We start from the raw sequence: 3,178 nt of genomic DNA, 5'->3' as shown, positions 1-3,178 counted from the left end.
TCCGGCGCGACAGCTTCACCAGCGTGGCCGAACTGGAGTTCGCCATCGATCTGTACGTGGCCCACCACAACGCCAACCCCAAACCCTTCATCTGGACCAAGAGCGCGACCGACATCTTGGCCAAGGTCACGCGCGCCAAGGCGGCGCTGACACGGAGCACAAGATAAGTACATATTTACGTGGCGCACTGCACTAGGTTCCAACGCGAGCTTGCCCATGTGTTGGCCGGAAGATCGCTACGACCTCGTGTGGGCATTCCGCAAGAAGCGCGGCGGCTGGCAAATGACGCAGATTCCGCAACTGCTCCTTGCGGGCGACAGGCGAGACCCGATTGAATGACTTGGGGGACCTAGAAACCAGGTTAGTTGGCCCGGCTGAGCGCATGAGAGGGGGTAGACCAGGGGTCCTAGCAGACCCCAGTCCAGCTGCATTTGGCGCGCCGTGCGAGGGCCGGCTGTCTAAGGCCGCGCGAACGCGCTGAGGCACTGTGGGAGGGCTCCACGGTCGTGCGAAGCACGCGGGGCTTTTCCCCGTGGGGACCGACCTCAAACCCGGCTACCCCGTCCACTTATCCGCAAACCTGAGCCCAAAGGACGTATCCAACAGAGGCACCGGGACCGCAACTAACTGAATCTCGGCAATAAAGTGTTTTCTGCTAGCGCCGCGCGGCACCCTCCTACATGGGTTGCCTCCCCCGCCGCCGACGATGGCCGTCCTCATGATCTCATTGGAGCCCACGATGCCAACAACCAAGCGCACTGCGCCCGATGCCTGCAGCCTTCTAGACAGCGACCACCGCAAAGTGAAGAAGATGTTTTCGGACTACGAGGCGCTGACGCAGTCGCGCTCCTCCCAGGCGGGAGCGAAAAAGGTCGAATTGGCCAAGCAGATCTGCCTGGAGCTCAGCGTGCATGCGCGCATCGAGGAGGAGATCTTTTATCCGGCCGTGCGTGACGCGATCAAGGAAACCGACCTGCTCGACGAAGCTGAAGTGGAGCACAGCACGGCCAAGGACCTGATTGCACAACTCGAAGATGCGGCGGATGCCGACGATATGTTCGATGCGAAGGTCAAAGTGCTTGGCGAATACATCGACCACCACGTCAAGGAGGAGCGCAATGAGATCTTCGTGAAGGCCCGCGCTGCCAAGGGACTCGACCTAGTCGCAATGCGCGAGCGGCTCGCCGTGCGCAAGGAAGAGCTGATGGAAGAAATGTTGGGCGCGACGGCATAACCTCAATCCCTCATGAAGCGCAAGCAGGACCCTCCCGTAGCGGTCGGCGGACCTTCCAATCCGGAGGCCCTGCCAACAGAAGCCCAGGTGCGCACGACTGACCTCGAGGCCCAACAGGAAGAGCTCCGGGGCCTTCCGGACGAGACGCACGACGCATCACGACTTAGCGAGCGAGAGCAAGCCATCCGTCAAGCCGCGTATGAGGCCTATGTACGCCGCGGCGGCGGACCCGGCAGCGACCTGGACGATTGGCTCGAGGCTGAGCGGAACTTGGACCGCAGGGGCGATTAAGGCGCACCGTTGCACTGATTGGCAATCATGGGGTTTAGGCAGCGGCCGAGTTCGCTGCCTATTTTTTCAGGAGACTTCGGTGAACACTCCATTTTTTGGGCTCTTGCCGACGGTGACGAACATGATCCGGGTGGACCACACCCACGTCCTGTCGACCTTTCATCAGTACAAAGCCGTCGCGGCGCCGCGCGTGAAAAAGGGCTTGGTACTGACGATCTGTACTGCGCTCGAGATCCACGCCCAGCTCGAGGAGGAGATCTTCTATCCTGCCATGCGCGAGGTCGACGAAGGTGAAAAACTCCTCGGAGACAGCGAGGCGGAGCATCAGGAGATGGAGCGCCTGATTGTGTTGCTGCGCCAGATGGAACCTGAAGCCAGGGACTACGACAAGACGTTTTATTCCCTCATGGGCAATGTGCTTCATCACGTGGCCGATGAAGAGACAGTCGTCCTGCCGGCCGCAGAACGTGTCCTAGGCGAGCGTCTGGGAGAGTTGGGGGCACACATGGCCAAGCGACGTGTCCAACTCGTGGCGCCACGCAGTGGGGAGATCGCGCTCAACATGGGTCGCGCCGTGTCCGGCAACAAAGCGGCCCTGTCGATGGCCGCGCTCGCCGCGGGGTGCCTCATTTGGGCGAGCTCGGCCCGCGAACAACGGTGGCGGAGGCGAGCGATCAAGCGCACTCCATGACGCGGCCTCCCATCCAAATCTATTCACCTTCATTTCGAATTCCCATACGGAACTGCCATGGCCAAAAAGCTTCCCCCCACGCCTGCCGCCGAAATCGATGCCGCACGCGCTGCGGCACGCAATACCGATAGCAGTCCTGCTACGCCGCCGCTTCCCGCAGCGGGCAAAGACGACCTGCCGACCCAGAAGGCCATCGACACCGGTGGGTTGGCCCAGGCCATGGGGTCGAACCCGACCAAGCCGATGGAGTACGGCGAAGCCAACGCCTCAGCCACGCCCAAGGGGGCCACAGTCAGTCCTCCCTCACGCCTCCCCGCCGCGAGTACGCTCTCCGAGCAGAACTTCTCGAACAAGACGGGCACGGCCGCTCGCGAAGGCGTCAACGCCACAATCGACACCCTCGACCGCGTGCGGGTCGATTCGGCCGCACAGGTGCTGACGACCAACCAGGGGGTCGCCATCGCCGACAACCAGAACTCGCTCAAGGCCGGCGCGCGGGGGCCAGCCCTGCTAGAAGACTTCATCCTGCGCGAAAAGATCACACACTTCGACCACGAGCGCATTCCCGAGCGCATCGTGCATGCCCGCGGCTCTGGCGCTCACGGTTTTTTCGAGTGCTACGAACCTCTCACGAAGCTCACCAAGGCAGCGCCGTTCAAGCAAGCGGGGAAAGTCACGCCGGTGTTCGTGCGCTTCTCCACCGTGGCGGGCGAGCGAGGCTCCAAGGACACGGCGCGCGATGTCCGCGGCTTCGCCGTCAAGTTCTACACCGACGAAGGCAACTGGGACTTGGTCGGCAACAACATGCCTGTGTTCTTCATCCAGGACGCGATCAAGTTTCCCGACCTGGTGCATGCGGTCAAGCCCGAGCCGCATCACCAGATGCCGCAGGCGGCCAGCGCCCACGACACGTTCTGGGATTTCGTCTCGCTGATGCCGGAGTCAACGCACATGCTGATGTG

At 62.1% G+C, this 3,178-nt stretch carries 4 protein-coding genes and 1 pseudogene; all 5 read left to right on the top strand.

Annotated features, from left to right (window positions below; translation table 11 throughout):
- A pseudogene (locus tag AC1DF3_RS36680) lies at positions 1-167 on the top strand (IS630 family transposase); the annotation flags it as partial.
- A 572-nt stretch (positions 168-739) separates the two neighbouring features.
- Positions 740-1,234, top strand: a complete 495-nt coding sequence (locus AC1DF3_RS36675; RefSeq protein WP_478142768.1) for a hemerythrin domain-containing protein — start codon at positions 740-742, stop codon at positions 1,232-1,234.
- Positions 1,235-1,246: 12 nt separating this feature from the next.
- The gene (locus AC1DF3_RS36670; RefSeq protein WP_478142767.1) at positions 1,247-1,525 is read left to right on the top strand and encodes a DUF2934 domain-containing protein; all 279 of its coding nucleotides are present in this window, start codon (positions 1,247-1,249) and stop codon (positions 1,523-1,525) included.
- A gap of 79 nt (positions 1,526-1,604) precedes the next feature.
- Positions 1,605-2,216 carry a hemerythrin domain-containing protein gene (locus AC1DF3_RS36665; RefSeq protein WP_478142766.1) on the top strand — a complete coding sequence of 204 codons (612 nt, stop codon included), beginning with the start codon at positions 1,605-1,607 and terminating at the stop codon, positions 2,214-2,216.
- 57 nt (positions 2,217-2,273) lie between these two features.
- The coding region (locus AC1DF3_RS36660; RefSeq protein ID WP_478142765.1) for a catalase at positions 2,274-3,178 on the top strand (905 nt) is incomplete at its 3' end.

This window comes from Variovorax sp. 10N432, assembly GCF_056394465.1.
This window is presented reverse-complemented; position numbering and strand designations above follow the sequence as displayed.